Raw genomic sequence first — 24,327 nt, forward strand, 5'->3', positions numbered from 1 at the left:
TCTCTTGAGAAAGGATTCTTTTTTATCATGATTTTTTGTTTTCATTTATGAAGCTAATAATTTTATTTACAGTGCCTATAAAGTCATTTTTAAGCTCATGTTCCCATACTCTAAGCAGATTCCAATTTCTTTTCTGGTAAAAATCATTAACTTCGATGTCACGTTCACAGTTTCTTTTTAATTTTTTTGTCCAGTATTCTAAATTTGATTTCGGCATATTTCCATGAATGTTGCACTGATGCCAAAAGCAAGAATCTATGAATATAACGATTTTGAATTTCTTGATTGAAATATCTGGTTTACCAGGTAACGTTTTAACATTCTTCCTGAAGCGAATCCCATTTTTCCACAGCGCTTGAGTTACTTTTTTTTCAAGGTTAGAATGCGATTTAATAGCCTGCATGTTTTTTCTTCTTTGTTCTTTCGTTAAATTATCCGCCATCGTCAAAAACCTGCATTTCTATATAGATTTATCTTTATTTGTATGACTAAAAATATTTAAAAAATTATTTTTATATTTTTTATACCCTATTAATCGCAGGATTATTGCCCATAATTGTCGAAATATTGCCCTTAAGCAAAAAATATATCTTTCAGGTGATTACTTTGATAAATAACTGGCATGTTCCTAGAAATAAACGAAAACTGTATCCCATTGTTCCATCACTTTCGGCTTTTTCACTTCAAAACCTAGGGGATATTTGGGTAAAGGACCTAAACAGACAATTGGATTTTGAAGAAATTTTAGAAGAGAAAGGTCTAAAGCGAAAAGGTGTGAGAAGAGATCAGCGAGGTGGTGGAGCGAGAACTTATGAGGCTTGGGTTTCATCATTAGGATTGACTTTTGAAGAGTCAGAGAGCAATAAAACAAGGCTTACGATGATTGGAGAAGCACTTGTGAACGGTGAACCTCCTGTTCCTCTCATGACCAAGCAACTCATGCAGTTTCAATATCCATCACCATATTCACTTAGAAGCCGAGTGCAGATTAATGAGAGGTTTAAAATAAGACCATTTCGGTTTCTAATTAAATTACTGCTAGATGATCGATTAGCAAAGGGTTCTAAAATGAATACTCCTTATCTTACAAAGAGCGAGATCGGATGCATCATTTCTGTTGAGGCTGAGAACGAGTCTGATGCGTGTTATGAACATATAGTAGATAGGATCTTAGAATTTCGTAAATATAAATACGATTCATTGCCTCAAGGGTTTGAAGTTAATGTTCCCAGCACTAATACAGGAATTAGGACTAGAGCTGCTACGATTAAAGCGCTAGAAGACAATGCAAACACGTTTATTAATTATTTGGAGTTTACACAGCTGATTGTTAGAGATGACCCAAGAAAGCCAATATACATACCCGATCCGCGAATTGATGAGGCAAATGCTTTCATTAATGACGGCACGAGCCTAAAACCTCTGAATCAAAAGAATAAGTATTGGAAAGAAAATTTCCAGAGAAATTTTGGGCTGTTGCCTGGGAAAAATCGAGATAACCGTCGTTTTGAAGATGATAAGGTGACAGAAAACATCATCGTTGAACGTATAGTGCTTAATGAATTTCTTACTATCGCTAGAAAGAATCCAATATCCGAAATTACTGAGGATCTTATTCACACAGTATCCAAACAAACGGGTATACCATTGGTACAAGTCGAAGATATTTTGGACCATTTTAGAGTGGATACTTTTAGTTTGTTTGAAACGAACTATGTTGATATGGCACACAGCGGAAGAGAATTGGCAGCTGAATTTGAACATGCCACGCTCGATGTGTTCCGTGAATTAGGGTTTCAAACATGGCATGTTGGTACACAGCCGCGCCATCCAGATGTTTTAGTGGAATCCCCAATGAATTTTGCTGGTATCATTGATAATAAAGCGTATCATGTTTTTTCCATAACACATGACTATGAATTGAAAATGATCAACTCATATATTCCGACTTTCCAAAAGAATCATCCGAACCTTTCGTTTTTCATGTACATTGCAGGGGGATTCGGTAAGAATTTTGATCAGCAAGCCCAAAAAATTGCTCAATTAACAGGTGTGAATGGCTGCGGAATCCGAGCGGCTGACTTGATGAGGTTGCTCAGAAAACATAAGCAGCAACCTATACATCATCAAAAATTAAAGAACCTTTTTGAGTGTAACAAAGTCGTCAAAACAAAAGATATCCAAGCCTTTTGAATCAGGTATCCCATAACGGGATACCTTTCTTACCTTTTCATTGTCTAATGAGGATAAAAAAGCTAAAATAAAATTTATATAAACAAATTATGTATTAAAAGCATCGAGAGTTGTTTTCAAAGAAAGCAGTAGGTGAAAGTTAATGAAATTTCGTAAAGGTGAATTATTTTGTGGTCCTGGGGGCTTGTCACTAGGAGCAAGTAACGCATATGCAGTAAGTAAGAATGGTGAAGAATTTTCTGTCGAGCATGTATGGGCAAATGATATTGATGAAAATACATGTAAAACATTCATTCACAATATTTGTCCTGATAAACCTGATTCAGTTGTATGTGAGGACGTTCGAACACTTGATATTACTGAACTGGAAGATATTGATGCCTTTTCTTTCGGATTCCCATGCAACGACTTCAGCAATGTAGGGGAGAAGAAAGGATTTACAGGTAAATTTGGTCCTCTCTATACATACGGAGTAAATGTATTAAATCATTTTAGCCCAAAGTGGTTTTTAGCCGAGAATGTAGGTGGATTAGAAAGCGCTAATGAAGGCAGCGCGTTTCTTCAAATTTTGAATGATTTAGAGAGTGCAGGGAAGCACGGCGGATACGTATTAACCCCTCATCTCTACAAATTTGAACAGTACGGTGTGCCGCAAGCTCGTCACCGTATTATTATCGTGGGTATCAGAAGTGATCTTGATGTTGAATTCAAAATCCCAAAGCCTACTCATGAAGATATTTCAACTTGGGTGTCATCAAAGTATGCGATAGAAAATCCACCTATATTAGATAATGCATTAAATCATGATTTTACACGCCATCAGGGTAAAGTTGTGGAAATGCTTACTCATATCCCTCAAGGCGGTAATGCATGGTCTGAAGAGATTCCAGAACACCTTAGGTTGAACGTAAAAGGAGCCCGTTTAAGCAATATATACAAACGCCTTCACCCTGACTTGCCATCATATACGGTAACTGGATCTGGAGGGGGCGGAACTCATATGTATCACTATGACGAGCCGCGTGCATTAACGAACCGTGAAAGAGCTAGACTTCAAACGTTCCCAGATGATTTTGAGTTTATCGGAGGGAAAGAATCTGCACGAAAACAAATCGGAATGGCTGTTCCGCCATTAGGTGCGAAAGTGATTGTTGAAGCAGTATTAAAGTCTTTTGCAAACGTACCTTATGATTACATCGAACCTAAATGGAAAGGTGTAATAAAAGATGTACTCGAAAAAAACATTCAAAAACGTAAAGAAAAAGCACAAGGAAAACAACTTGATTTAGATAAACAACTTCAAAGTGTTACGGATTAAGAGGTGATTTTATGGTATGCGACTGTGGTGGGATTTTAAGTGTTGTTGCTGTTGAGGAACCTCCAAAAGATTTATCAAATGAAAATAAACTAATATACAACCGTTTATGTGATGTGGAATGTTTGGAATGCGGAAAAATATTCTCAACCATATGACTTTGGTAAGTAGATAAACGCTGTGTAGAATAATATGAAAAAATTAAAAAATAAAGCTGTCTTTAAATAAGTAGTTCAGTTAATGTGGAGAAAACTTAAAATCGCAACTCAAATAACATAACTTTTCGTAACATAAATAATAAGGGAGTTAATAATACAATTAACGCACTAAAAAAGCTTGGGACATCCCAAGCTTTTTTTAATTAAATATATTGTTCTTGTTCAATTAAAGCCACAGTTAGTTGAATCAGAAAGCTAATAAAATTATGTAGTCCATTTAGAGAGTGAAAGGCTACCTATTTCTTTAAGTAAAGATAAATTTTAACCTACTTTTTTGTATATTTTTCGGTTAACCAATCTGCTCTTTCTTCAATTGCACTTATAGCTCTTTCAATGTATAAAGTTAAGTTGTCTAAATCTCCATCTTCAAACCTATGGTCTGGTTTTTTAAATGGTGGCTCCAGATTATATAAGCCAGTTATATGATAATCTTCTAAATGTTCATCCACCCAATTCAACATAGGGTCTTCACGTTTTTTTAAACTTTGATAATAAAAGTATGGGTAATCGTTATTGTCCTTATAATCACCTTTTTGTTGATTAATACCATTGTAGCCTTTTGGTACTGGAATCAAATTTGCAAAGCAGTACATAAGATTGGAAAAAGAATCAAATTTGTCTTTTAGTTCACCATAGCCATCAAAGATTTCGTCTAAATTATCCAGTATAAGTTGTAACAGATTATTACGAAGAGTCCATTCATCCTTTTCTTTATCAAAAGTTAAAGGATATATTGATTCACCATTCTTATTTTTTCTCAACTTTATTAACCTAAAAATGCAAAATGTTTTAAGAGGATTAAGTGCATTTAAAGTTGTGTCTGCATAACAAGGAATATCTTTAAAACAAAACCAATAAGCCGCTTTTACAATTGGGCTTGAATCTATTTCTTGCAACTTTGAATTAATTCTATACATTAACATTGCTCGTATACCTTCATTTGCACCAATTTGAGGATTAATGATAGGTATAAGATTTGTTTTATTATATTTCACCACTAAATCATTTACGGACATTACTTTAGATAAATCCTGCATTCTTAATCACCATCCTATTCTGATTTATACATATTTTTTTATAAACAACTCGCTAAATTACAATTTATGTGTTAATTAACTGAATAACTAATTTCCATAATCTCTTTGAGTATATTTTACCATATAATGTTTTAAATGCTTGAGTCTTCTTGGAGCAGTTTTTAAGTGGCACCACAATAACAAGTAAAATAGCACCTTAATTCACACTATGACAATATCCATTGTCAAGACGTTATTTGGGGTGCTATTTGCAATGTTGTTTTATTGATATTTTCTTATAAAACGTTGATAAATCAATAAAAAATACTATTCTATTTACTGTGTTAATAGGTATGGTAATTCATACGCCATTTATACTGTTTCTCCACAAAAACTGAACTACTTAGTCTTTAAAAGGCAGCTTTATTTATTATTTTTTTTGTAATATTGATTGTTAAAACGTTGGCTATTTTATACTCCTCAGAAAAGACCTCATCAAACAGATTAAATGTTGAAACGACTTATTGCGAACTTTTATTTAGTCATCGGTTATCGTTTTAATCTCTAATTACTTTCTTAATAGATGAAAAGCTTATTGTATGCAGTTCGCTGTTGCTGTCCATTATTTTTAACTGCTTTTTGTTTTGATCTATATAGTGTGTGAAACCGTTTATCGTAATTAATCGCTTGTTTTTATAAACAGTAAAAGACACTGGTTTATTGTACTCCATAGCTTCAAGTATCAAATCACTCATTTCATCCATTTGTTGTTCATCGATAATAGGCTCGGGGATATCATAATAGTCTTCGTTTATGTATTTTCTCAGTTCTTTAACGTGTTCAGGCAGCATCATACTGGTCCATTTGATGGTTCCGCGATCTCGTAAGGTCATCGTCATCACTCCTTATGAATTATAATAACCGAACACACGTTCTTTTTAAACTGGTATTTATTGTATTTTTTTAGTCTTTTTAGGAGGAATCTTGTCGTAAAAGAACGAATAGTACCAGTAATTGTAATTTAAGGAGGATGACATGAAGAAGAGATTATCAAAGGGAGAACTAGATTTTATTAAAGGATGCACGAAAGCAATCTTAAAAAACAATACAGATTATCACCATTGGCTCTTTATTGTAGATGGAATTAAACGCTATTTTACTCACAAGGATGAATTTTATCCTGAGAATCATCCTGTATTTAACCATGCGATGTGCATATGTGCGGTTGGCGGAGAATTTATTACAGATTGGCATTATAAGGCAGGAAACGATGACTTTTCAAAGCCGTGGATCAAACGGTCTTTAAAAAAATTACTCGTTAATAGTGAGTCTTTTGCTGAGAATTATTACGCAGCGAGAGAAAAGCCAGTGAAAATAGATGATTTCTTAGAATCCATTAATGTAGATGGGCTTAGTGAGAAAGGGAAAGAAGAATACCTTGAAAAAGTTTCGAATTTAATTCGTAATAAATAAACAAATGATGAGTATATCCTTAATAAATTTTTCGTTTTTAATTATGATCACTACTCATTTCAAGACATTAATATAAAGGAGGTACTAAAATGAAGACGCAAGAAGATTTTTCAACAACCATATCTTCAGAATGGAAAAGTAAGCTGTATATAATGGTATCTAATGTAAAAGGGCTACAAAATAAAAATACAGTAACTGGGGTGGCTGCCACCGAAGAAATTGTAAGACAGAAAGTTTCAGAAATAATATCATACCTAGAAAGTGCCCAACAGAAAATTCTATATGCAATTCTTGACCTTAATACATTTTATTATTCATTAAAGGAGTATCGCGAAGCATATAGTGATTGGAATAAAAAGCTATTCAGTGAAAAGAAAGTTTCGGGCCCTCCAAATTTTAAAGTGGATTATTGTTCAACACATGTTCCACTTGAAGTACTACTAAGTAAAATAAGCTATACCTTCTTTAATTCTTTTCATAGTTTTTTTGATAACTACGGACATTTTCTCTATGCTTGCTTGTACCCAGATAAAGAAATCCCTAAAAGATTATACTTTTATCAAGTTCGGAATGAACTCCTTATAGATGCTACATATAAATCTGTATCAGATGCAATAGAGGAATACACTATAAAGCCTTCATTTTCTTATGTTAATAGTATAGATAATATGAATAAGCACGTAAGATTAATCTCACCTCAAGCGAGTGTATCGTTATATGACGGTACGATCGAAATTGTAATGCCTGAATTTATAAAAGGTAAAGAAACTTATAATGAAGAGGAAATGCAGAAGCTCTTTGAAGATTGTTACGAATTGTGTGTCGGTTTCTATAATAAAGTCACAAGTAAGGTATTCGATACAATTTAAGTGACATCATAATCAATATTCGTAAAAAGAAAGAACTTCAACATCCGATTGCGTACTGATACTTAAACTGCATTAGTTTATCGTTGTTTAGCTAAATGCAAATAGTTCAGTATTTTTTCGATGATATATTGTGAAAGATGTTCGAATTTCAATAGAAGAGATAAAGAGGAAATTTAATGAAAACCTTTGAGCCAATAATTGTAGACGAAAAAATTAACAAAGTTCTTATAAAGGCATTTAATAAACTAACGTACAATAACTTTCAATTAACCAAAATCAATGATTACACCTATTTTTGTAAAAAAGTAGGTAGTAATTCAGGGAAAATTACTCGCTATAATTTGTATATACTCTTAAATGAGTTCACTAGTCAAATGTACATTGGTATAACTAAAAATATTAAAAAACGATTGATTACCCATGCAAGAGATCAAATATTGGGATCTAATAATGATGTTGTAGTCAATGCTTTATTTATAGTGGAATTAGACGAAATCTTAACAGATAAGGAAGTCCTTTCGATCAACAGTCAAATCACGTCTATTGAATACAGGCTTGCAAAGTATTTGCGAAATTTGGGTTATGACGCACGATGTCAGTTCAATGAATTTAAAGATAATAAAGAAAATGGATTTATAGAGAGTTTTTTGATAGAAAGCTTAAATGATAAATTTATAAAACAAAAGGTTGAAGAAGAGCTTGATATTATTGATCAATCATTAAGATCGTTTTTGTCAATGGTTAATGAAGGACGATATAGTTACTTCTCCATTTCTGATGGTGAAGTCTATCATGAATTTACTAAAGATGAACTCGTATCACTTCAGGATGAAGTGAAAATTTGTGAAGCAATATTAGCTAAAAAGAAAAAAGAGTACAAAAAATCCGATTGGGAATTCATAAGAAAATGCTTATTTCATAAAGGTTTCATGATTTCTCTTTGGGAACAAGGTATTGGTAATCCTGACGATATGATAGTGTTAAAAAAGTTGGGACTGAATTATGACAACGAAGATTTGGAAATTATATATTTAACGGGGGTCTAATTGAATAATATAATATTCTTCTATGACTCAAATACAATAATGTAAAAAGCAATGCTACTTGCATTGCTTTTTTTATTGCAAATTAATATGCAATTTACATTATTTTTTAACTTTTTGTACTCCAAAAGAGAACCAGTTACCATAATAGTTGGTGATTTTTTCTGAAATTATCTCTTTAAGAAATTAAGCAATTCTTTTGCAGCTTCTAATTTAATCTGTTCATTCTCAGAACTTAATAATCCCTCTAGTGTTTTTAATGTTTTATCTGCAATTTCACTATATTGTTCCGCTACAATGGGTACTCCTTCTTCTGACAGTTGACTGTTTTGAGTTTGAAAACCATCATTTTTAAAATTTAGGTATCTACCTAGCTCAGCAACATTGAAAGGGTGTTTGAATTTTGTAACGGAGGTTCCGTTCCGTAAAAGAGCTTGAACTTCACCGTTCAATTCGCTTTTTTTGGCTTTTGCCACCCATTCAACGGATCGCATATGTGCACAGCGGATATCAATATACTTCTTTTCCCAATTATATTCTTCTAATATTCCGATATGGACAAAATCACCTTCTGTAACTAGAACAATATCCCCTTTATGCATAGTGTTCACAAATGAATTAATAGTTCCAAGGTTAGTTCTCAATGATTGGCCTTCATAATTTAGATTCACAAGTTTTTGTCTAATAGTTTCCTTATCTGCTCCTTTAAGTGACCCTGTTTCTGTCCAACCAATTGCTACAAAGTTATCCTTAATAAATTCTGCGATTCTTTCTTCATTTCCTGGTTTACTCTTAACCTGAAAAATATTCATCTAAACCCCTCCTTTGTTCTTAAGGGACACCTTAAGGGCATCTCTAAAGATAATATAATGCTTTATCCAAATGCTGTCAACAAAAAAGTTCTTAAAGGATATCTTTAAGAGGTTCCTAAAGAGGGTTAGAGAGAGTTTGTATACTTATTTCCTTATAAATATTTTTTGTAAATTAAACAAGTCTGCCTCGCATAGATTTAAATGAGGTGAGCCGTTTGGGAAATCATAAACCGATAACGTTCAGGCTAGTGCCTCACTCCACCACAGCTACCGAGAAGGATCAAGCGTTAACTGTGAAAAGGGAAATCATAACGTTCCTTCTTCGAAAAGTGATGGATGAAGAAAAACCTAGCCCGTAACGGCTAGGTTTTAATTTTTTGAATACAATTAATTAATTGTTTTTTCCGAATCCAGACCAGTCGTACGTATTTTCTTTTTGTTTTCTATTTTTCTCCTGATGATAGCTTTCAACATTCTTTTCCTTCGCAAAGCTCATGATATATCCGCAATCCTCGCATATATATTTAAAAATGTCACTGCAATCATCAAATCGACTACCATATTTTGATTCATCTTCTGAAATAAGTCGGAATCCTACTTCTCCACTTGAATCTATTTCATTATAGATGGTTGTTCTGACATCAACGTCAAAATCACAATCACAGTCATAAGACCTTTTGGTGACATCCACATCATTACTTGCGCTGGGATAAATACTAACATCAACATCAATTTCATAATAACCTTTACGAAAGTGCGTTCCTTTACAAACAATACACTTGAAGTCGCTGCTCATAGATGCTCACTCCTTTTTTGATGGTTATAATTCATCCTATTTTCCTAGTATGAGTGATATGACAGGCATTGCTACTATCTCAATTCATGAGCTAGGAAACACTTCGAAAACCAATTGGGAAATGTTGCTTTTAGAGGGTTATTTCACAAGTTGATAACGACGTTGGTTTCTGTTTACAATAAGTAATATTTAATATAAACACGAAATAAAAAGGAGTGTAATTCATATGTACTATTGCGCTATTTATCCTCGTGTATCGACGGGTTTGCAAGTAACGGATGGCACGAGTTTGGATGGGCAAACACAAATCTGTATAGAGAAAGCTCGTACTCTGGGATATAGGGAAGATCAAATTAAAGTATATAGAGAGGAAGGGTTTTCAGGAGAAGATATCGATATCCGTCCTGCCATGTCAAAAATGAGGGATGATTTAGCTTCAGGCGTTATCAGACACGTCATCGTTCAGCATCCTGACCGTCTGAGCCGTGACATGACGGATAAACTTATCATCTGCCGTGAGCTTGAAAAGAACGATGTAGAGCTTGTATTTACTGATACGGAATTTTCGAAAACCCCTGAAGGGGTGCTTTTTTTTAACATCATCAGCTCGATTGCAGCGTATGAACTTGCTCTCATCAAAAAGAGAACGGTGCGCGGAAGGCTGCGTGCCGTCGATAAAGATAAAAAAATCATGCCAATGAGAAGTGCTCCATACGGGTATGATTTTGTCGATGGAAAATTGGTCATCAACCAAGAAGAAGCAGATTTTGTACGTATGGTGTATCACTGGTATATCGAAGAACGAATGACAATGCGCGAAATCGGTGAAAAGCTTTATGAGTTAGGGGCGATGCCGAAGCGGAAAGAAAGCCGCAACTGGAACGCATCGAGCATCAGACGTATGCTTACGAGCGAGATATACATCGGTAAATATTATTACAACCGCAGTAAATCGAAGAAGATTAAAGGGGAAGTGACCGCGAGCGGGCGTCCTAAAAAGACGCGTGAAATGAGAGATGAGGAAGACTGGCTTCTTGTTGAAGTGCCAGCAATCGTCGATGATATTACGTTTGAACTTGCACAGACTCAAAAGGTAAAAAACACGATAAAGTCAGGAAATTTAAAGAACGAATACCTTCTAAAAGGGATCATCCGCTGTTCTTGTGGGCGTATTTGGCATTCCACGAATTACAGCGGAAGAAAAGATCCTGAGACAGGAGAAAAGAAAAAGTACGCGGCTTACCGCTGTCCGAACAAAGCACCGAAAAACTATGGCCCTGAAGTAAAGAAATGCACCATGCCGTCTATTCGTGCTGAACTGTTTGATAATTATATCTGGAACCTTATCATAGAGACATTATCCAACCCTCAAGATTATCAAGAAGTATTGGATGAACTCTCAACGGATACCCATTCAGATTTTAAAAATGACATCATAAATAAGAAAAAACATATAAAACAAAAAGAAAAGCAAAAAGAAAAACTCAAAAATTTATATTTGGATGATTTAATCTCTCAAGAAGAACTTAAAAAAGATATGGAAAAAATAAATAACGAAATATTGATCGTGAACAATGAGATAAAGAAATTTGAAAAGCTACTCTCGATCCAGGAGAAGACAGCTCTTACAGAAGAAAGAAAAAAAATGATGCTTACCGCTGCGAAGGACTTATTGAAAAATGATGGACTTGATTTCAAGGAGAAGAAATTCATTCTTCAAAAATTAATCGATGAGATTGCGATCTGCTACAACGAAGAGAACAATGAATTGAACGTCAAAATCGTTGGGGCACTAGGAGATTTTTTGAATGACGATGAAGCCAATTCGTTATTTGATGAACATGAAGTTGAGTACACAACCTCAAAAAATTCGAAAACACCGGTGAAGATACAGAGGATTTAATTTCAATCGGAACAATCGGTTTGATAAAAGCGATCGAGAGCTATTCCAGGGGGAAGGGGACGAAGCTTGCGACGTATGCTGCTCGTTGTATAGAAAATGAAATTCTCATGCACCTACGAGCTCTCAAAAAAACAAAAAAAGATGTATCCCTACACGATCCGATCGGTACGGATAAGGAAGGAAATGAAATCACGCTGATTGATGTTCTTAAAGCCGATACAGAAGATGTCGTTGATGCCATTCAGTTAAAAATGCAAAAGAAGAAAATTTATGATTACATTCATGTGCTCGATGATCGAGAAAAAGAAGTTATTGTGGGGCGTTTTGGGCTTGATCTGCAAAAAGAAAAAACACAACGAGAGATCGCTAAGCAGCTAGGCATTTCTAGGAGCTATGTCTCCAGGATTGAAAAGAGGGCATTGATGAAGCTTTTCCATGAATTCTATAGAAGCCGACAGCAAGGTGAACGTTAATTACTAAGCAAAGTTACAAAAATATGATAAATGGTCTGTGTCGAATTTTACGTCTTGGTGTCGACTTGTGGTTATTTGTAAAATAACGTGGGAATATTTCGATTTACCGTGGAAATAATGAAATTTCGAATAATGTTAATGACAATTAAAGCCTTTTTATGGGTGATTAATGAAATTCATGCGCTTGAGGTCTCCATTTATTAAAATTTAACTTAAAAATGAGTCCACTATTCACAAAAATGACTCAAAAGTGGAGGGATTCACTTTTGAGTCAGCTTAAAGTTCTTTCCATCTAAGTTGATAAACATTATACTTCCTTTACAGTTGCTATGTACGGTAAGTTTCGGTACTTTTCTGCATAATCAATGCCATATCCGACAATGAATTTATCTGGAATTATAAATCCTGCATAATCGGCTTTTAAATCAACTTTTCTCCGCTCTGGTTTATCAAGCAACGTACAAATCTTCATGGACTTTGGTTTATGAAGCAGCAAATGTTCTTTTAAAAAACTTAGTGTTAAACCTGAATCGATGATATCTTCTACAATAACGACGTTTTCATCAGTAATATTTACATCAATATCTTTTAGTAAACGGACTTTTCCAGTGGTCTCTGTTTGATTGCCATAACTTGATGCCACTACAAAATCAATTGTAACTTTTCCGTTTAGTTCTCGGATTAAGTCTGACGCAAACACAAATGCACCTTTTAGAACAACAATTAATACGATGGGTTCATCATGGAAATCTTGTTTTATTTGCAATCCAATTTCTTTCACTTTTTGCTTCAATTGTTCTTCATTTATTAAAATGCTATCTATTCCGTAGCCCATAATCTCACCTTTTCATCTCTTATTTTTCACAACTGTTGTTAATTTATTAAATGAAATCTTTATGTTATAAGCATATATAAAAAAAGATCGAAAAGAAATGCTTGAACATTAATATGAACAAGGCTGGTAACATTTACAGCCTTTTTATTTTTGTTTATGGGCAAACTAAAGAAAAAAGGAGTTTTTTAATATGGCAAGAAGAAAACGACAGCCAATGGTTCCAGAAGCTAGAGCAGGACTTGATAAATTAAAAGCAAGAGTAATGAAAGAAGCAGGATATAACGTATCAGAGCAAGCACCCGATGATGTGAAATACGAAGTGGCAAAAGATATGGGAGTCCAATTGCAAAAAGGGTACAATGGTCAGATTACTTCCAAAGATGCAGGCAAAGTAGGCGGACAAATTGGGGGAAGAATGGTTAAAGAACTTATTCAACAAGCGAAAGCGAATCTTGGAAAGCAAGTTCGATAAATTATTCGTAATGATAGTTAAGGGTTTAAAATAAATAAACAGGGAATACAATAGGTAAAAAACAGGAGGCGTTGTTTATGCAAGAAGCTGTTCTGTATGGATCGTTTGTTGTAATGTTAGCCTATTTTGTTTATGCGGCAATCGCTGAATAATTGCTGAATAATTACTATTAAATGAGCCTTCCTATTAGTGGAAGGTTTTTATTTTTGTAAAAAAAAAGAAAAAAATAAACTTCATAGTCGATTTTTATTAGAATATTTTTTATAATATGAATTAAGAGTAAATAAGTACATATAAGGGGGAAGAATTATGCTATTGCAAGATTTAAGGCAAAAATGGGAATTGGATTCGGTTTTTCCTGGCGGCAGTGGGTCAAAAGAGTTATTAGCTGAAATAAGTTGGATTGAAGATGAAGTGAAGGTATTATTTCAAAAAGCGGAAGCGTTCACATTTACGAAGGAAAATTTCTTGAATCTTATTGAAGAACTTCAAAATTTCTCTGAACGACTTTCAACAGCAGGATCATTTACAGGATGCTTAATTGCTCAAGATGTGAAAGACAAAAAGGCGATGGCGCTTCGTGGGAGACTAGAATCTGTTTATGCAGGATTCTCCAATGTTGGATCTTTAGTAGATCAAAAGCTGATGGAAATCTCAGAAGATACATGGAAAGAACTTGTAAGTCTGCCAGAGTATAAAGACATCGCGTTTTCTCTTAATGAAAGAAGAATGCAAGCAAAAGAAAAACTTGGTATCTCTGAGGAATCGTTGATTAATGATTTAGCAGTGGATGGTTATCACGCATGGTCAACACTATATGACCTTGTCGTAGGAAGAATTAACATAAAAGTGACGATTGACGGTAAAGAAGAAGAACTTTCTGTTGGTCAAGCTGAAAACAAATTCTCCAGTCCTGACCGTAAAGTACGTAAAGATACGTTTGAAAAGTTCGTTGAAGCATGGAACAAAGAAGGAGATTTCTGTGCAGCTTCCATCAACCATATTGCAGGATTCAGAAATGAAATCTATAATCATAGAGGTTGGAAAGAAACGTTAAAAGAACCGCTTGAAATAAACAGAATGAAAGAAGAAACACTCACTGCGATGTGGGATGCGATTTCTTCACAAAAGGAAATCTTCGTGAAGTATCTAGAGCGTAAAGCGAAACTTTTAGGATTAGAAAAATTAAGCTGGTACGATGTTGATGCACCCCTGAGTTCTGCAAATAGCAAGATGAGCTACGATGAAGCGGCTCAATTTATCGTGGAACAGTTTAAAACATTATCACCAAAGATGGCTGCTTTCTCAGAAAAAGCTTTTGTAGATGGATGGATTGAAGCAGAAGACCGATCTGGAAAAAGACCTGGAGGATTCTGCACAGGATTCCCTACAAAAAAAGAAACACGTATTTTCATGACGTTCTCAGGTACTCCAAGCAACGTTTCAACGTTAGCGCATGAACTCGGGCATGCTTTTCACTCTGATGTTTTAAAAGAGCTTCCGTACTATGCGACGAATTATGCGATGAACGTTGCTGAAACGGCTTCTACATTTGCTGAGATGATCGTGGCGGATGCAGCTGTAACAAATGCAAAATCAAAAGAAGAAAAGATCGCCTTACTCGAAGATAAAGCACAACGATCTGTTGCTTTCTTTATGAACATTCATGCAAGATTCTTATTCGAAACAAGAATGTACGAAGAAAGAAAAAATGGACAGTTATCAGAAGAGCGTCTTTGTGAATTGATGGAAGAAGCTCAAAAAGAAGCGTTTAACGGCGCACTAGATGAGTATCATCCGTATTTCTGGGCATCTAAGCTGCATTTCTATATTACAGATGTTCCGTTCTACAACTTCCCTTATACATTCGGTTACTTGTTCAGCGCAGGTATTTATGCAAAAGCAAAAGAAGAAGGTCCTTCTTTTGAAGAAAAGTACATTGCTTTATTGCAAGACACTGGAAAGATGGAAGTCGAGGAATTAGCTCAAAAGCATTTAGGAATTGATATTACGAAACAAGATTTCTGGTTAAAAGGAATCCAATTAGCTGCGCAAGATGTAGAAGAATTTTTAGAGCTTACAGAAGCATAAAAAAACAAGGAAACCGCTGAATGGAAATTTCAGCGGTTTTTATTTTTGAGAATAAAGCATGGTAAAGGCATAAACATTTTGGAATATCGACTTTAATAAGAGAAACACCCTGTTCTAAATATCGGAACAGGGTGTCTTTTATTGCTTTTTAACTGAGATTGTACTAATCATCAAGAAAGATAATCCAATGGTTAAAAACATGAAGAAATATGCAGGAAGGAAGCTGATCGTCAAGTACGCAGCGGCCATTAAACATCCTGCAACAGTAATCGGGACACCTACAAACGATCCTGTAAATACGGTAATGTTAAATCGTGCAAGCCGAATCGCTCCACATACAATAAAGATAATCGTAAAGATCATGCCAGGAACACCAAATTGATGCAAGACAGCTTGATATATTAAAAATGCGGGTACGATTCCAAAAGATATTAAATCACATAAGGAATCCAATTGTTTACCAAACTCAGATTCGATATTAAGTTTTCGAGCTACCATTCCATCAAACCGATCAAATAATCCTGCTAAAAAAATTAAAATAAAGCCAATTTTTAAATCATCGTTTATCAAAAATAATAAAGCCAAAGCTCCAAGGGAAAGGTTAATCAATGTTAAGAAGTTTGCTGATTGCGCCTTCACCTTTTTAAATGTTGAATCAATGCGCTCTCTTTCGAGCATGAACATAAAATCACTCCCCAAATGGTAAACAGCGTGACGGATTAATGCATAAAGTATATACCTATTTGAACCATTATATGCCATTCGCACACGTTTTGAAATAAAATATTGGATTATGATTCCTTCGATTTGTTATTTTCTTCAAGTTGATTATATACCGTTTTTTCTGATAAAGGCACTCCCGAACGATAGGCAGCTCTCGAAATCATATGACCGCCAACCGGAGCGGTTAATAATACAAATAGAATTCCTAATATCAGCTTACCGCTAAAAACGCCCATATCTGATAATACATATAGAAAAGAACCGATCAATACACCTGATACACCAAGTGTGGAGCTTTTCGTTGCAGCATGAAGTCTGGAATAAACATCGGGAAAACGCAGTACACCAATCGTACCCGATAAAATGATAAAGGTGCCAATGACAAGGAAGATACTAATTACGATCTTGATCAATGATAACACCCTTTTCCAAAAATTTTGCAACGGCAACTGTTGCAATGAATGTAAGAATACCAATTAATAAAATAATATCGTTTAGTTGAACCGTATCTAATATGATAGCCATCAATCCTGTAATAGCGATCAAATTAATCCCGATCGTATCAAGTGCTACTGCACGGTCAGGATTTGATGGTCCTACAACCGCTCGATATAAAAGAAGCAGGATAGAGATCGTTGTCACGAATAGACAAATCGAGACTACGATAGAAAACCAATCTGTCATCGTGTTACCTCCCTTATTGCTTTTTCGAATGTGTTTTTAATTCCGACAATTGTATCATTCACATCAGGTAAATCAATTGCGTGAATATAAATAAATCGCTGGTCTCTTGAAACATCTACCGAGAGAGTTCCTGGTGTTAATGTTATGAGATTTGCGAGCAATGTAATCTCCCAATTTTTTTTAACATCGATCGGAAGGGCAATAATACCAGGCTGGAAATCAAGCTTCGGTTTATACACCCATTTCAATACTTCCAAATTAGCCAAAATAAGTTCCTTTAAGAATAAGAAGATTAAAAATAGTATGGCTTTCACGTATTTAAAATAATAGGAGTCAGGAATAAAACGATTCAAAAGAAATAATAGAGCAGCACCAATCACAAATCCAACTAAAAAACTTGCGAATGAATAGCTCTCAGATAAAAACATCCAAATAACACCGATCAGCAAATTTAACATAAGTTGAAAAGTCATGGAATCACTCCTTTAATACAAAATCAATATAGATTTGAGGATCAATAAGATTGTCAGCGGCAGACTGAATATAAGGGTAGAACCATTCTGCGCCGATTCCTAAAACAATAGATATCGCGATTAATAGCCCTGATGCCGCAATACCGGATGTTTTCACTTTCATTTTCGGTTCTTCTTTTAGCTCTCCCCAGAATGCACCGATAAAAATTCGGATAACGGAAAACAGGATCAATAAACTGGATAAGAGTCCGACTCCTGCAGCGATATAATGTTCCTCATCCATTGCTCCCTTTAATAAAAGGTATTTGCCGACAAATCCACTAAAAGGCGGGATTCCAGCAAGTACAAGTGCGGCTACGAAAAACATCCAGCCCAATAAGGGTGAGGTTTTTATATACCCGCCCATTTTGTTCAAGTTTGAGGTTCCTGCGTGATAGACAAGAAGTCCAGCTAAAAAGAACAAAGCAGCTTTTATGACCATATCATGGACCAAATAATAGATTGTTCCCGCAAGTGATTCAGGAGAAAAAGTGCCAATCCCTAAAAGCATGAATCCGATAGCAGGCATAATGTTATAAGCGATAATTAATTTTACATTCGTTGTAGATAATGCGCCTAAGACTCCGATAACCATGGTGATCGATGCGACCCAGATAAAGAATGTATGTGTAAGCTCAAGTTTGTGTGAAAAGATCAGTGTGTATACTCTAAGCATCGAATAAACACCGACTTTTGTTAACAAGGCTCCGAATAAAGCTGAAACGACTGGTGATGGCACAATGTAAGATTTAGGCAGCCAAAAGTAAAGAGGAAAAAGGGCACCTTTAGTAGCAAACACGACAAATAAGAGAATAGCTATTCCTGTTAAAACCCCTTGCTGATGAACTTCTGCTACTCTTTGTCCGAGCTGTGCCATGTTTACCGTACCGACGACAGAATAAAGGAAGGCAACAGTTGTAACGAATAGAATAGAAGAAAACAAGTTCAGCAAAATGTATTTTACGGATTCACGGAATTGCTGTTTTGAACCTCCAATAATGATCAAACCGTAAGATGCCATCAAGAGCACTTCAAAAAATACGAATAAGTTAAATAAATCACCTGTCAAAAATGCTCCGCTAACTCCTGCAATTAACAGAAAGAAGAGTGGATAGAAATAATGCTCTGCCATTTTGCCGGATATGGATGATGAAGCAAAGATCGCAGAAGCTAGCGCGATGACGTTGGCAGACAGAATCATGATTACGGATAACTGATCCGCGACAAGAGTAATTCCGTATGGGGCTTTCCAAGCACCTGTTTCAAGAACAAGAGGTTCACTTGAAAAGACTAAATAGCTTAAATAAATAGAAACTCCTAAATTTATAACAACAGCAACATAAGTAATAGTGATTGTCAGCTTGTGTTTCGTATTAAAAAAGATTAATAGCGCACCGAAAAACAAAGGTAAAAATATCGGTAAAAATACAAAATTACTCATCGTCAGTTCCCCTTAGCTGATCCATCATATCTGTTTTGTTGCTTTGGTATGTCCGGTAAGCCAGTACAAGCAGGAAGCTGGTAACACCAAAACTGATAACGATGGACGTTAAAATTAAAGCTTGGGGAAGTGGATCAGTATAGGTCTTGATCCCTTTTTCCAAAATTGGGGGAGCACCTCTGTTTAACTTCCCCATCGTTAAAATAAATAAGTGGGCTCCATGTGAGAGAAGACCAGTCCCCAGTATGATTTTTAATAATTGTTTTTGAAGTAAAAGATAGACACCGGCCGCAAATAAAGTTCCGGCAAGTATAGACATAAGAATTTCCATTACTGATTCATGTCTCCTTTATCCCGGTATTTTATCATGGCATAAATCCCTAAAGCTGCGAGACCCAGTACTGTAATCTCGAAAAGTGTATCCAGTCCTCGTATATCTACGAGTATCACGTTAACAATATTGTGTCCGCCGCCTAGTTTATATGACTTATCAATAAAGTAATCAGCGATTGAATTGAACGATTTTGAGCTATGTGCCGATATTGCAACAATCGTTAAAATTGCTCCTGCAGAAACTGCGATAATCATGTCTATTAACTTTTCTGCAGGCTTTTTATCTGATTTTTTTAAAGCGGGTAAATGGGAGAAACAGAGTAAGAATAAAGCGACCGTGATAGTTTCCACAATGAGCTGTGTCAAAGCAAGATCTGGTGCTCTAAAGAAAACGAATAATAAAGATAACCCATAACCAACTACACCAATCACGATAATTGCTGCAATTCTTTGTGTCATAAAAATGGTAGCGAACGCTGCAACAGCCATAACAACTCCAACAAGTACCTCCGGCCAAGTGACCGGTGCTAAATCATTAAATAATATGACGAAACCGTTCGTAAAGTACATGAAAACTGAAGTAGCAGTAACCATAAATAATAGAATGATTGATAAGTACAAACGTAATGAACCAGTCATGTAGAATTCCGTACCCGTCTTTGAGTACTTTAATAATCCGTTAATCATTTTTTGATACAACTGATCCGACGATATTTTGCCTGGTATCCATTTGTAAACGGGCTGCCAACTTTTTAATGTGAATGCAAGTAAAGCTCCGATGATAACTACGATTAACGACATGTATAATGGTGGATTATTAAATATTCCGTGCCAAAAGGCAAGATGGATATGGGGAAGGTCCCCAGTAACAGCAGCAACAGCGGGTGCTAAAATAGGTTCATTGATTAGATTTGGAAGCAATCCGATAAGTACGACAAGCACACCAAGAATAATAGGTGATAATAGCATTCCAATTGGTGCTTCATGCGGTTTTTTTTCAAATCTCTTTAAATCTTGTCTTCCGAAAAACGTACCAAATACAAGGTACATGGAATAAACAAAAGTAAAAATACTCCCGACCACAACAAATAACGGAATCCACTCTGCAAAAGTTCCTGCTATTCCAGATGTTTGTCCTAATTTCAAAGACGAGTCGAAAAACATTTCTTTACTTAAAAAGCCATTAAATATAGGAAGTGGTACACCCGCCATTGAAAAAGCGCCAATTACTGCTAATGTTCCTGCAATAGGCATTACCGTATAAAGTCCGCCGAGTTTTCGGATATCTCTTATACCGGTTTCATGATCTACGATACCCGCAATCATGAATAGACTGCCTTTAAAAGTTGCGTGATTAAAAATGTGAAAGATAGCAGCAAGTATAGCAGGACCTGTACCAAAACCAAGCATAGTCATAATCATTCCGAGCTGACTAATTGTTGAGTAGGCTAGGATTCCTTTAAGATCTGTTTGTCTAGATGCTAGAAATGACCCCATACATAAGGTAATAAGGCCGATTCCAGAAACGATGATAAAAAACAAATCTGAACCATTAAATAATAGAGAGAAGCGGGCTACTAAATAGAGACCTGCTTTGACCATTGTTGCTGAATGTAAATAAGCACTAACAGGTGTAGGCGCTTCCATTGCATCAGGCAGCCAGCTATGAAACGGAAATTGAGCTGATTTTGTAAAAGCCCCCAACAATAAAAGAATCAAGATGGGAATAAATAAATCACTTTGAATAATATCTGAACGATTAGCAATCATCATCCGTATGCTGTTTGTTTCAGCAGTGATAGAAAGAAGAATAAGTGCACCTAGCAATGCCAATCCGCCAAAAACGGTTACAAGCATGGATTTTTGAGCACCATAAACTGAACGATCACGATAGAACCAAAAACCGATTAATAGAAATGAGGAAATACTAGTAAATTCCCAAAAGGTATAAAGAACAAAAACATTATCCGATAATACAACCCCAAGCATCGAACCCATAAATAAAAGTAGATACACATAAAAATGGATAAGCTGTTCTTTACGTGATAAATAATAAATGGAATACAAAACAACAAGCGACCCAATACCAGTTATCAAAAGAGAAAAAAGCATGCTAAGTCCATCTAAATAAAAACTTAATTGTATATCCAGTGACGGAATCCAATTTGCGGTACTTTCTACTGCTCTTCCTTCAGCTAATAATGGCAGCTTTGTACAAAATAAGATAAATAGAAATGTTGGAACAGGCAGAACCAGCCAACCAGTATGTATTCGGTTCACTTTATTAGCAGCTAATCCGATCACTAACGCAGCTAAAAAAGGAATGAATATGTTGAAATGCAGCATATAACCCGGTAAACCTCCTTAACGAACCTCATAATCGTTATAGTCCCACTACATTGTAAGCAAAACCTTTCCATTTAATCAAATCATTTAATATATAGGAAAACTTTAATCACCGTTGTAATTATTGAATATCATTCCCAAAAAATACCTAACCTATTTGAGAGGTGATAGTAAATGAGGCTATCTTATATATACGTGCTAGGAATTATTTTGTTTCAATTAACCGGCTGCTTTAATCATTCGGTTTATCGGGAAGAGAAAGATAGTGCAAGATTTGAACCAAGGGAATACTACAGAAATCATGTTCCCTTTTCAGAAACAGGATTTTATAGCTCTTCCTCTTTAGCGGATGAAATGAAAAGGGAAATTACTAATGAAGATCTCGTTAAACATGCCATAGTGATTAAAAAAGAAAAAACATATTTTGTCGCTCTGCAATTAAAAGCCTATCAAGTCAAAAATGGAAAGAGCTTGAGCAGCCAGTATAAAAAATACTGGGAAGATAAATGGAAGGTTCCTATTGAAATCACGTATTCTCCCATTGATTATCGAAGAGCGGAAAATCTTTTGAAAACAAAAAAAAGAGCGTGATATACGCTCTAGTTTAAAATGCGCTGGAGTTTAGAATGCAGCGACCTTCTGTCTATTTCCTTTTTTATTAATAAGATAAAGTCATTGCTGAGCTGGAGTTCTCTAGCTTTTAAGTAAGATTCGATTAACAGGTCGTCCGAAAGTTTTTCCATGAAATAGGCCGTTTTTTAAGCGGCTTACTCACCTCCTGTTTTTTAAAATAAAATTTTTATGCTGCGTTCTAAAATGCTATCTAAGTTATAAAATAATAAGTTATTGGTTTATGTACTTTGAAGCTTACCATGTATTGTAAAATAGAACAATCGTTCGTTTATCCACAGCGTTTGGTGGATAAGTTGTGGGTAAAATGTTAACATCTTAATAAAAGTCAACGTATGGCTAGGTGGATTATGTGTATAAGCTTATCCACATTGTTGAGCAGGGGAACAATTTGTCGAAAAGTTTTTCATTTAATATGTAATTACTTCTTATTTTGTCTAAATAAAGTTGAAAAACCGTTTGTTCTTCTATATTTTACTGGTAAAATAGAAACGTTCATTAGGAATGATAAAGAGGTGCTGGAATGTTAAAACATTTTTTGCCGGATGAACATGTCCAAAATATTTTGGATATTACACCGGAGATGCTAGTTAAACGAGGAGTAAAAGGGATTGTAACGGATCTTGATAATACATTAGTAGAATGGAATCGACCAGAAGCAACTCCTGAATTAATTAAATGGTTCAAATCCATTAAAGAAAAAGGAATTTTAATAACGATTGTTTCTAATAATACGCAGCAAAGAGTTAAAAGCTTTTCGGATCCTGTGGAGATACCTTTTATTTACAGTGCAAGAAAACCAATGACGAAAGCTTTTAAAAGAGCGCTGAGAGATATGAAATTAAGAAATGAACAGGTCGTTGTAATCGGAGACCAGCTCTTAACAGATGTATTAGGGGGCAACAGATTAGGATTACATACAATTTTAGTAGTACCAGTTGCAAGCAGTGATGGAGTTTGGACAAGATTCAACCGTAAATTGGAAAGAATTATCCTTTCTTGGATGAAGAGAAAAGGTATGATTCATTGGGAGGAATAGATTTGGAACAAGTAAAATGTGTGGGATGCGGCATATCCATACAAACGGAAGACAAAGAAGCGCTCGGGTATGCACCTCCTTCAGCTTTAACGAAAGAGTTGCCTATCTGTCAGCGCTGTTTTCGTTTAAAACACTATAACGAAATTCATGATGTTAATTTGACAGATGATGATTATCGTAAAATTGTTTCTGCGATTGGGGACGAAGATGCTCTTGTCGTGAAAATAATAGACATTTTTGATTTTAATGGCAGCTGGCTGCCCGGATTACATCGTTATGCAGGTAAGAATCCCATTTTATTAGTAGGAAACAAACTCGATCTTCTGCCAAAGTCCGTTAATCCGAATAAAGTTATTCATTGGATGAAAAAAGAAGCCAAAGAATTAGGTTTAAAACCAATTGATGTTCATTTAATTTCTGCGGAAAAAGGCAAGGGAATTGAAGAATTGGCTGAAGCCATTGATCATTATCGAGACGGAAGAGATGTTTATGTCGTTGGATGTACGAATACAGGGAAATCTACCTTTATAAACCGTTTGATTAAACAATTCGGTGAAGAAACGGCAGATTTTATTACAACTTCTCAGTTTCCGGGAACCACATTAGATTTAATTGATATTCCATTAGACGGAAACAGTCATATGTTCGATACCCCTGGTATTATCAATCATCACCAAATGGCACATTATGTTTCCAAACAAGAACTTAATTTAATCATGCCTCGAAAAGAAATAAAACCAATGGTGTTTCAGTTAAACGAAAAGCAGACACTATTCTTTGGAGGTCTTGCTAGATTTGATTATTTAAAGGGTGGAAAACAATCTTTTGTTTGTCATTTTTCAAACATGATTAATATTCATCGGACAAAACTTGAAAATGCTGATGAACTCTATAGTAACCACCTTGGTGAAATGCTTTCTCCACCTAAAGAAACATCAAACTTTCCTCAGCTAAAAAGGTCCGAATGGATGATAAAAGAAAGCAAAACAGATATTGTAATTTCCGGGCTAGGGTGGATTACATTTCCTGAAGCAGGAGCAAAGGTAGCAGTTTATGCTCCAGAAGGTGTTTCAGTCACGATAAGAAAATCCTTGATTTAAGGAGTTTTAT

At 35.2% G+C, this 24,327-nt stretch carries 26 protein-coding genes and 1 pseudogene; 13 read left to right on the top strand and 14 right to left on the bottom strand.

From position 1 onward, the window contains the following. Window positions 1-25 precede the first annotated feature (25 nt). Window positions 26-442 (bottom strand): very short patch repair endonuclease, encoded by a 417-nt coding sequence (locus RGB74_RS07075; protein ID WP_310762288.1) that lies wholly within the window; start codon window positions 440-442, stop codon window positions 26-28. Between the two features lie 164 nt (window positions 443-606). Between RGB74_RS07075 and RGB74_RS07080 the strand changes: the two genes are divergently transcribed. Together RGB74_RS07080 and RGB74_RS07085 are read left to right on the top strand one after the other, a co-directional pair. Continuing rightward, the gene (locus tag RGB74_RS07080; RefSeq protein WP_310762289.1) at window positions 607-2,193 is read left to right on the top strand and encodes an AlwI family type II restriction endonuclease; all 1,587 of its coding nucleotides are present in this window, start codon (window positions 607-609) and stop codon (window positions 2,191-2,193) included. A 142-nt stretch (window positions 2,194-2,335) separates the two neighbouring features. Beyond that, complete coding sequence (locus RGB74_RS07085; protein WP_310762290.1) at window positions 2,336-3,511, top strand: DNA cytosine methyltransferase; 1,176 nt, start codon at window positions 2,336-2,338, stop codon at window positions 3,509-3,511. Window positions 3,512-3,992: 481 nt separating this feature from the next. On the opposite strand, the gene RGB74_RS07090 is transcribed toward RGB74_RS07085, so the two are convergent. Then, a complete protein-coding gene (locus RGB74_RS07090; RefSeq protein ID WP_310762291.1) occupies window positions 3,993-4,763 on the bottom strand; it encodes a hypothetical protein in 771 nt (256 codons plus the stop codon). Between the two features lie 536 nt (window positions 4,764-5,299). After that, the gene (locus RGB74_RS07095; RefSeq protein WP_310762292.1) at window positions 5,300-5,635 is read right to left on the bottom strand and encodes a YolD-like family protein; all 336 of its coding nucleotides are present in this window, start codon (window positions 5,633-5,635) and stop codon (window positions 5,300-5,302) included. Window positions 5,636-5,777: 142 nt separating this feature from the next. Between RGB74_RS07095 and RGB74_RS07100 the strand changes: the two genes are divergently transcribed. The 3 genes from RGB74_RS07100 to RGB74_RS07110 all read left to right on the top strand — a co-directional run bounded on the left by RGB74_RS07100 (window position 5,778) and on the right by RGB74_RS07110 (window position 8,130). Then, window positions 5,778-6,215, top strand: coding sequence for a hypothetical protein (locus RGB74_RS07100; protein ID WP_310762293.1), 438 nt, complete (start codon window positions 5,778-5,780; stop codon window positions 6,213-6,215). Between the two features lie 89 nt (window positions 6,216-6,304). Next, on the top strand, window positions 6,305-7,084 hold the full coding sequence (locus RGB74_RS07105) for a hypothetical protein (RefSeq protein WP_310762294.1): 780 nt from the start codon (window positions 6,305-6,307) through the stop codon (window positions 7,082-7,084). A 176-nt stretch (window positions 7,085-7,260) separates the two neighbouring features. Further along, window positions 7,261-8,130: a GIY-YIG nuclease family protein gene (locus RGB74_RS07110; RefSeq protein WP_310762295.1), complete on the top strand. Its 870-nt coding sequence runs from the start codon at window positions 7,261-7,263 to the stop codon at window positions 8,128-8,130. A 167-nt stretch (window positions 8,131-8,297) separates the two neighbouring features. Here the strand turns inward: RGB74_RS07110 and RGB74_RS07115 are convergent, their stop codons facing one another. Next, complete coding sequence (locus tag RGB74_RS07115) at window positions 8,298-8,939, bottom strand: hypothetical protein (protein ID WP_310762296.1); 642 nt, start codon at window positions 8,937-8,939, stop codon at window positions 8,298-8,300. A 215-nt stretch (window positions 8,940-9,154) separates the two neighbouring features. Between RGB74_RS07115 and RGB74_RS07120 the strand changes: the two genes are divergently transcribed. Continuing rightward, the gene (locus RGB74_RS07120) at window positions 9,155-9,298 is read left to right on the top strand and encodes a hypothetical protein (RefSeq protein ID WP_310762297.1); all 144 of its coding nucleotides are present in this window, start codon (window positions 9,155-9,157) and stop codon (window positions 9,296-9,298) included. Between the two features lie 32 nt (window positions 9,299-9,330). Here RGB74_RS07120 and RGB74_RS07125 read toward each other — a convergent pair whose 3' ends face one another. After that, window positions 9,331-9,735 carry a hypothetical protein gene (locus RGB74_RS07125; protein WP_310762298.1) on the bottom strand — a complete coding sequence of 135 codons (405 nt, stop codon included), beginning with the start codon at window positions 9,733-9,735 and terminating at the stop codon, window positions 9,331-9,333. A gap of 226 nt (window positions 9,736-9,961) precedes the next feature. Here RGB74_RS07125 and RGB74_RS07130 point away from each other — a divergent pair, with 226 nt between their 5' ends. Beyond that, entirely contained in the window at window positions 9,962-11,638 is a 1,677-nt protein-coding gene (locus RGB74_RS07130; protein ID WP_310762299.1) for a recombinase family protein, read from the top strand. Next, window positions 11,590-12,111: pseudogene (gene sigK / locus RGB74_RS07135) on the top strand (RNA polymerase sporulation sigma factor SigK); the annotation flags it as partial. The gene RGB74_RS07130 and the pseudogene sigK, both read left to right, overlap by 49 nt. Window positions 12,112-12,418: 307 nt before the next feature. On the opposite strand, the gene hpt reads toward sigK, so the two are convergent. Further along, window positions 12,419-12,946, bottom strand: coding sequence for a hypoxanthine phosphoribosyltransferase (gene hpt, locus RGB74_RS07140; RefSeq protein ID WP_310762300.1), 528 nt, complete (start codon window positions 12,944-12,946; stop codon window positions 12,419-12,421). Window positions 12,947-13,136: 190 nt separating this feature from the next. On the opposite strand from hpt, the gene RGB74_RS07145 reads away from it, so the two are divergent. Both RGB74_RS07145 and RGB74_RS07150 read left to right on the top strand, forming a co-directional pair. Further along, complete coding sequence (locus RGB74_RS07145; protein ID WP_310762301.1) at window positions 13,137-13,418, top strand: alpha/beta-type small acid-soluble spore protein; 282 nt, start codon at window positions 13,137-13,139, stop codon at window positions 13,416-13,418. A 309-nt stretch (window positions 13,419-13,727) separates the two neighbouring features. Continuing rightward, window positions 13,728-15,509 carry a M3 family oligoendopeptidase gene (locus RGB74_RS07150; protein WP_310762302.1) on the top strand — a complete coding sequence of 594 codons (1,782 nt, stop codon included), beginning with the start codon at window positions 13,728-13,730 and terminating at the stop codon, window positions 15,507-15,509. A 138-nt stretch (window positions 15,510-15,647) separates the two neighbouring features. Here RGB74_RS07150 and pssA read toward each other — a convergent pair whose 3' ends face one another. From pssA to RGB74_RS07185, 7 genes are all read right to left on the bottom strand, one after another. Continuing rightward, window positions 15,648-16,193, bottom strand: coding sequence for a CDP-diacylglycerol--serine O-phosphatidyltransferase (gene pssA / locus RGB74_RS07155; protein ID WP_310762303.1), 546 nt, complete (start codon window positions 16,191-16,193; stop codon window positions 15,648-15,650). A gap of 107 nt (window positions 16,194-16,300) precedes the next feature. Next, window positions 16,301-16,645 carry a monovalent cation/H(+) antiporter subunit G gene (gene mnhG, locus RGB74_RS07160; protein WP_396136027.1) on the bottom strand — a complete coding sequence of 115 codons (345 nt, stop codon included), beginning with the start codon at window positions 16,643-16,645 and terminating at the stop codon, window positions 16,301-16,303. Further along, window positions 16,626-16,916, bottom strand: a complete 291-nt coding sequence (locus tag RGB74_RS07165; protein WP_310762305.1) for a Na(+)/H(+) antiporter subunit F1 — start codon at window positions 16,914-16,916, stop codon at window positions 16,626-16,628. The genes mnhG and RGB74_RS07165 overlap by 20 nt, the downstream gene beginning before the upstream one ends. Continuing rightward, window positions 16,913-17,389 (bottom strand): Na+/H+ antiporter subunit E, encoded by a 477-nt coding sequence (locus tag RGB74_RS07170; RefSeq protein WP_310762306.1) that lies wholly within the window; start codon window positions 17,387-17,389, stop codon window positions 16,913-16,915. Before RGB74_RS07170 ends, RGB74_RS07165 begins: the two co-directional genes overlap by 4 nt. A gap of 4 nt (window positions 17,390-17,393) precedes the next feature. After that, window positions 17,394-18,869, bottom strand: a complete 1,476-nt coding sequence (locus RGB74_RS07175) for a Na+/H+ antiporter subunit D (RefSeq protein WP_310762307.1) — start codon at window positions 18,867-18,869, stop codon at window positions 17,394-17,396. After that, the gene (locus RGB74_RS07180) at window positions 18,862-19,200 is read right to left on the bottom strand and encodes a Na(+)/H(+) antiporter subunit C (RefSeq protein ID WP_310258130.1); all 339 of its coding nucleotides are present in this window, start codon (window positions 19,198-19,200) and stop codon (window positions 18,862-18,864) included. Before RGB74_RS07180 ends, RGB74_RS07175 begins: the two co-directional genes overlap by 8 nt. Then, window positions 19,200-21,548, bottom strand: a complete 2,349-nt coding sequence (locus RGB74_RS07185; RefSeq protein WP_310762308.1) for a Na+/H+ antiporter subunit A — start codon at window positions 21,546-21,548, stop codon at window positions 19,200-19,202. The genes RGB74_RS07180 and RGB74_RS07185 overlap by 1 nt, the downstream gene beginning before the upstream one ends. A 174-nt stretch (window positions 21,549-21,722) precedes the next feature. Here RGB74_RS07185 and RGB74_RS07190 point away from each other — a divergent pair, with 174 nt between their 5' ends. Beyond that, a complete protein-coding gene (locus RGB74_RS07190) occupies window positions 21,723-22,139 on the top strand; it encodes a hypothetical protein (RefSeq protein ID WP_310762309.1) in 417 nt (138 codons plus the stop codon). An 8-nt stretch (window positions 22,140-22,147) separates the two neighbouring features. Here RGB74_RS07190 and RGB74_RS07195 read toward each other — a convergent pair whose 3' ends face one another. Then, the gene (locus RGB74_RS07195; protein ID WP_310762310.1) at window positions 22,148-22,291 is read right to left on the bottom strand and encodes a sporulation histidine kinase inhibitor Sda; all 144 of its coding nucleotides are present in this window, start codon (window positions 22,289-22,291) and stop codon (window positions 22,148-22,150) included. A 410-nt stretch (window positions 22,292-22,701) separates the two neighbouring features. On the opposite strand from RGB74_RS07195, the gene RGB74_RS07200 reads away from it, so the two are divergent. Both RGB74_RS07200 and yqeH read left to right on the top strand, forming a co-directional pair. Then, entirely contained in the window at window positions 22,702-23,217 is a 516-nt protein-coding gene (locus tag RGB74_RS07200) for a YqeG family HAD IIIA-type phosphatase (RefSeq protein ID WP_310762311.1), read from the top strand. Then, entirely contained in the window at window positions 23,214-24,317 is a 1,104-nt protein-coding gene (gene yqeH / locus RGB74_RS07205) for a ribosome biogenesis GTPase YqeH (RefSeq protein WP_310762813.1), read from the top strand. Before RGB74_RS07200 ends, yqeH begins: the two co-directional genes overlap by 4 nt. Window positions 24,318-24,327 lie beyond the last annotated feature (10 nt).

The sequence above is a fragment of the Bacillus sp. NEB1478 genome (genome assembly GCF_031582965.1).
Classification (GTDB): domain Bacteria; phylum Bacillota; class Bacilli; order Bacillales; family Fictibacillaceae; genus Fictibacillus.

Bases quoted from the DNA above. Each gene is read 5' to 3' on its own strand.
- RGB74_RS07095 (WP_310762292.1), bottom strand. From the start codon at position 5,635: ATGACCTTACGAGATCGCGGAACCATCAAATGGACCAGTATGATGCTG.
- RGB74_RS07150 (WP_310762302.1), top strand. From the start codon at position 13,728: ATGCTATTGCAAGATTTAAGGCAAAAATGGGAATTGGATTCGGTTTTT.
- RGB74_RS07180 (WP_310258130.1), bottom strand. From the start codon at position 19,200: ATGGAAATTCTTATGTCTATACTTGCCGGAACTTTATTTGCGGCCGGT.
- RGB74_RS07090 (WP_310762291.1), bottom strand. From the start codon at position 4,763: ATGCAGGATTTATCTAAAGTAATGTCCGTAAATGATTTAGTGGTGAAA.
- RGB74_RS07195 (WP_310762310.1), bottom strand. From the start codon at position 22,291: ATGGAAAAACTTTCGGACGACCTGTTAATCGAATCTTACTTAAAAGCT.
- RGB74_RS07190 (WP_310762309.1), top strand. From the start codon at position 21,723: ATGAGGCTATCTTATATATACGTGCTAGGAATTATTTTGTTTCAATTA.
- RGB74_RS07165 (WP_310762305.1), bottom strand. From the start codon at position 16,916: ATGACAGATTGGTTTTCTATCGTAGTCTCGATTTGTCTATTCGTGACA.
- pssA (WP_310762303.1), bottom strand. From the start codon at position 16,193: ATGTTCATGCTCGAAAGAGAGCGCATTGATTCAACATTTAAAAAGGTG.
- RGB74_RS07115 (WP_310762296.1), bottom strand. From the start codon at position 8,939: ATGAATATTTTTCAGGTTAAGAGTAAACCAGGAAATGAAGAAAGAATC.
- RGB74_RS07200 (WP_310762311.1), top strand. From the start codon at position 22,702: ATGTTAAAACATTTTTTGCCGGATGAACATGTCCAAAATATTTTGGAT.
- RGB74_RS07130 (WP_310762299.1), top strand. From the start codon at position 9,962: ATGTACTATTGCGCTATTTATCCTCGTGTATCGACGGGTTTGCAAGTA.
- RGB74_RS07085 (WP_310762290.1), top strand. From the start codon at position 2,336: ATGAAATTTCGTAAAGGTGAATTATTTTGTGGTCCTGGGGGCTTGTCA.
- RGB74_RS07100 (WP_310762293.1), top strand. From the start codon at position 5,778: ATGAAGAAGAGATTATCAAAGGGAGAACTAGATTTTATTAAAGGATGC.
- RGB74_RS07175 (WP_310762307.1), bottom strand. From the start codon at position 18,869: ATGAGTAATTTTGTATTTTTACCGATATTTTTACCTTTGTTTTTCGGT.
- RGB74_RS07105 (WP_310762294.1), top strand. From the start codon at position 6,305: ATGAAGACGCAAGAAGATTTTTCAACAACCATATCTTCAGAATGGAAA.
- RGB74_RS07185 (WP_310762308.1), bottom strand. From the start codon at position 21,548: ATGCTGCATTTCAACATATTCATTCCTTTTTTAGCTGCGTTAGTGATC.
- hpt (WP_310762300.1), bottom strand. From the start codon at position 12,946: ATGGGCTACGGAATAGATAGCATTTTAATAAATGAAGAACAATTGAAG.
- RGB74_RS07075 (WP_310762288.1), bottom strand. From the start codon at position 442: ATGGCGGATAATTTAACGAAAGAACAAAGAAGAAAAAACATGCAGGCT.
- RGB74_RS07110 (WP_310762295.1), top strand. From the start codon at position 7,261: ATGAAAACCTTTGAGCCAATAATTGTAGACGAAAAAATTAACAAAGTT.
- RGB74_RS07145 (WP_310762301.1), top strand. From the start codon at position 13,137: ATGGCAAGAAGAAAACGACAGCCAATGGTTCCAGAAGCTAGAGCAGGA.
- RGB74_RS07170 (WP_310762306.1), bottom strand. From the start codon at position 17,389: ATGACTTTTCAACTTATGTTAAATTTGCTGATCGGTGTTATTTGGATG.
- RGB74_RS07125 (WP_310762298.1), bottom strand. From the start codon at position 9,735: ATGAGCAGCGACTTCAAGTGTATTGTTTGTAAAGGAACGCACTTTCGT.